3 protein-coding genes are annotated in these 3,321 nt (G+C 71.1%); 2 read left to right on the top strand and 1 reads right to left on the bottom strand.

Translation table 11 applies throughout. From position 1 onward, the window contains the following. The first annotated feature begins 16 nt into the window (after positions 1–16). Both radA and disA read left to right on the top strand, forming a co-directional pair. Positions 17–1,402, top strand: a complete 1,386-nt coding sequence (radA, locus tag CVO76_RS00925) for a DNA repair protein RadA (RefSeq protein ID WP_133080102.1) — start codon at positions 17–19, stop codon at positions 1,400–1,402. Positions 1,403–1,650: 248 nt separating this feature from the next. Next, positions 1,651–2,727: a DNA integrity scanning diadenylate cyclase DisA gene (gene disA, locus CVO76_RS00920; protein ID WP_133080101.1), complete on the top strand. Its 1,077-nt coding sequence runs from the start codon at positions 1,651–1,653 to the stop codon at positions 2,725–2,727. A gap of 61 nt (positions 2,728–2,788) precedes the next feature. Here the strand turns inward: disA and CVO76_RS00915 are convergent. After that, positions 2,789–3,321, bottom strand: a 533-nt coding sequence (locus CVO76_RS00915) for a hypothetical protein (protein ID WP_208740362.1), incomplete at its 5' end; no start/stop codon positions are given.

The following is a 3,321-nucleotide window of genomic DNA, read 5'->3' as shown; positions in this document are numbered from 1 at the left end:
CCGGTAGCCTGAAGCAATGGCCACCAAGACCTCCCCTGCCACCCGCGCGAGCCGCAGCAACGCACCCAACTACCGCTGCGCGGAGTGCGGGTGGACGACGGCCAAGTGGGTGGGCCGGTGTGGTGAGTGCCAGGCCTGGGGAACCGTGGAGGAGACCGGCCAGGTGGCAGCCCGGACCACCGCGGCCACGGCCGTGACGACACCGGCGCGGCGCATCGCCGAGGTCGATGCCACCCTGTCCGGGTTCCAGCCGACGAAGATCGACGAGCTGGACCGCGTGCTCGGCGGTGGGCTGGTGCCGGGCGCCGTGATCCTGCTCGCCGGGGAGCCCGGCGTCGGGAAGTCCACCCTGCTGCTCGACGTCGCGGCGCGCGTGGCACGGCTCGGCAAGGACGTCCTCTATGTCACGGGCGAGGAGTCCGCAGCCCAGGTGAAGCTCCGCGCCGACCGCATCGACGCCGTCGCCGATTCCCTCTACCTCAGCGCGGAGACGGATCTCGGCCAGGCCCTCGGCCAGGTGGAGACGCTCGATCCCGCCCTGCTGATCGTCGACTCCGTCCAGACGCTCAGTAGCGCGGCGGTGGACGGGAGCGCCGGCGGCGTCACCCAGGTCCGGGAGGTCGCTGCATCACTCATCGGGGCCGCGAAGGCGCGCGGGATGACCACGCTCCTCGTCGGGCACGTCACCAAGGACGGCTCCATCGCCGGTCCGAGGCTGCTCGAACACCTCGTGGACGTCGTCTGCCAGTTCGAGGGCGAGCGCCACTCCCGGCTGCGTCTCCTGCGCGCGGTCAAGAACCGGTACGGCCCCACGGACGAGGTGGGCTGCTTCGACCTGACGGACGGCGGGATCGAGGGACTCGCAGACCCCAGCGGGCTCTTCGTCTCGCGGACCAAGGACCCGGTGTCCGGGACGTGCATCACCGTCACCCTCGAGGGCAGACGCCCCCTGCTGGCGGAGGTCCAGGCACTGCTGGCGGAATCGGCCAACTCGCAGCCGCGGCGGGCGACGAGCGGCCTGGACAGCTCGCGCGTCGCCATGCTCCTGGCCGTGCTGCAGAGTCGCGCATCGGTCAGCCTCTCCAAGGACGACAGCTACGTCGCGACGGTCGGCGGTGTCCGCCTGTCCGAGCCCGCGACGGATCTCGCCGTCGCCCTGGCCATCGCATCCGCGAAGACCGACCACCCCCTGCCTGCCCGGCTCATCGCGTTCGGCGAGGTGGGACTGGCCGGGGAGGTGCGCCCGGTGCCCGGGATCGGCCGGCGCATCCAGGAGGCGGAGCGGCTCGGATTCACGCACGCGATCGTCCCGGCGTCGCCCGGCGGGACGGGCCCTGTGCCGAAGGGCTTCTCCGTCCGGGAGGTGTCGACGCTCGCCGAGGCCCTGGCCCTCCTGTTCTAGGCAGTGAGGCCCGGGCCGTGGCATCCGGACGGAACGCCGGGTCCGCCGTCGACGCGATCCGGGAGGACGGCCGGATGGAGTGTTACCGATCTGCGACGACGGCCGGTACGGAGGATTTCCCGCGCGCCAGTAGTATTATCATCGGCTGCGCGGCTAGACCCGCGGCCGTTGACTGCCGTCCGAGGCTCGACGGCGGCCGCCCGACTGCGCCGGGCCTTCAACAGCGCGGGCGGTGAAAGGATAGGCCCATGGTTCGTAGTCCGGAGGACTCGCTCAAAGCCACCCTCGCCAGAGTAGCCCCGGGAACCCAGTTGCGGGACGGTCTTGAGCGAATCCTGAGGGGACGCACGGGTGCGTTGATCGTGCTCGGCTTCGACCGCACGGTGGATTCGATCTGCTCGGGCGGCTTCGACATCGGCATCGAGTTCTCACCGACCCGCCTGCGCGAACTGGCGAAGATGGACGGCGCCATCGTCTGCGACAAGGACGCGAGCCGGATCCTGCGGGCTGCGGTGCAGCTCGTACCGGACCACACCATCGAGACCCAGGAATCCGGCACTCGGCACCGGACCGCCGAGCGCGTGGCGAAGCAGACGGGCCTGCCCGTGATCAGCGTCAGCCAGTCCATGCAGATCATCGCCCTCTACATCGACGGGCTCCGTCACGTGCTGGAGGGTTCCGAACCGGTGCTCGCACGCGCCAACCAGGCCCTCGCCACGCTCGAGCGCTACCGTGCTCGCCTGGACCAGGTCACGAACTCGCTCTCGGCCCTCGAGATCGAGGCCATGGTGACCGTGCGGGACGTCGCCGTGACGCTGCAGCGCCAGGAGATGGTCCGCAGGATCTCGGAGGAGATCTCCCAGTACGTGCTGGAACTCGGGGTCGACGGCCGCCTGCTGTCCCTGCAGGTGGAGGAACTCACGACCGGCCTCGGACCCGGCAGCGAGATGGTGCTGCGCGACTACATGGACCTCGGCTCCAGCACGGCTCCGCTCGACGAGCGCGTGGCCACCCTGCAGGGCTTCAGCTCCACGGATCTCATCGACCTCGGCACGATCGCCAGCGTGCTCGGCTTCAATCCGTCGGTCGACTCCCTCGAGGCCGTCATCCAGCCGAAGGGCTTCCGGCTGCTGTCGGGCATCAAGGCCGTTCCGCCGGCCGTCGCCAACCGCCTGGTGGAGCACTTCGACGGACTGCAGAACCTCATGGCCGCGAACATCGAGGACCTCATGGCGGTGGACGGCATCGGTGAGCAGCGGGCGCGCACCGTCCGTGAGGGCCTCTCGCGGATCGCCGAGACGAGCCTCCTCGACCGCTTCATGTGACGGCGGGGGTGCGGTCGGGCGGTGCGCAGGACACGCGCCCGTCCGCAGCGCCGCGGAGGACCTACTGCAGCGTGAACTCGGCCGGAGCGCTGCTCCTCGCCCCGAGCCTCGTGGTCAGGGAGTAGCCTCCGGCCGCGGGCTGCTCGTCGACAGCGGTGCATCCCGGGACACTGCGGTTGCGCGACCACTCGAAGGTGGCGCGCTCCTCACCGCCCGGCGCGATGGTGCGCTGGAGGTCCTGGGAGGACTGCTGGCAGTCGATCGAGGAGAACACGCGCTCGTCCGCGCGGGTCAGGACGAACTCCATCTGCGACGTGCCGACGTTCACCGTGCAGGGCTCCGTCCCCTCGTTGCGGACAACCAGGGACAGCACCGGGTCCTCGTCCGGTCCGTAGGCCTGCTCGTCGGTCTCCGCCGCGACCGTCACGTCGGCTGCGCAGGCGGCCGCAGCAGCGCCTGCAGAGGGGCGGGCGGTCGTCGCACGCGGCGTGGGAGCGGGTGACGTGCGCGACGCCGTCGGGGTCGGGGCCGCACTCGACGGGGGGCTCGACGGGGTGGGGCCCGACGGCGGGGTCGCGGTCGATGTCGGGGACG

Source organism: Arthrobacter agilis, from assembly GCF_002953615.1.
Taxonomy (GTDB): domain Bacteria; phylum Actinomycetota; class Actinomycetes; order Actinomycetales; family Micrococcaceae; genus Arthrobacter_D; species Arthrobacter_D agilis_B.
The sequence above is the reverse complement of the archived record's forward strand: the minus strand, read 5'-3'. Positions and strand labels throughout refer to the sequence as shown.

What these genes read in the sequence shown, in the direction of transcription:
- radA (WP_133080102.1), top strand. Translation starts at nt 17, where the DNA reads ATGGCCACCAAGACCTCCCCTGCCACCCGCGCGAGCCGCAGCAACGCA.
- disA (WP_133080101.1), top strand. Translation starts at nt 1,651, where the DNA reads ATGGTTCGTAGTCCGGAGGACTCGCTCAAAGCCACCCTCGCCAGAGTA.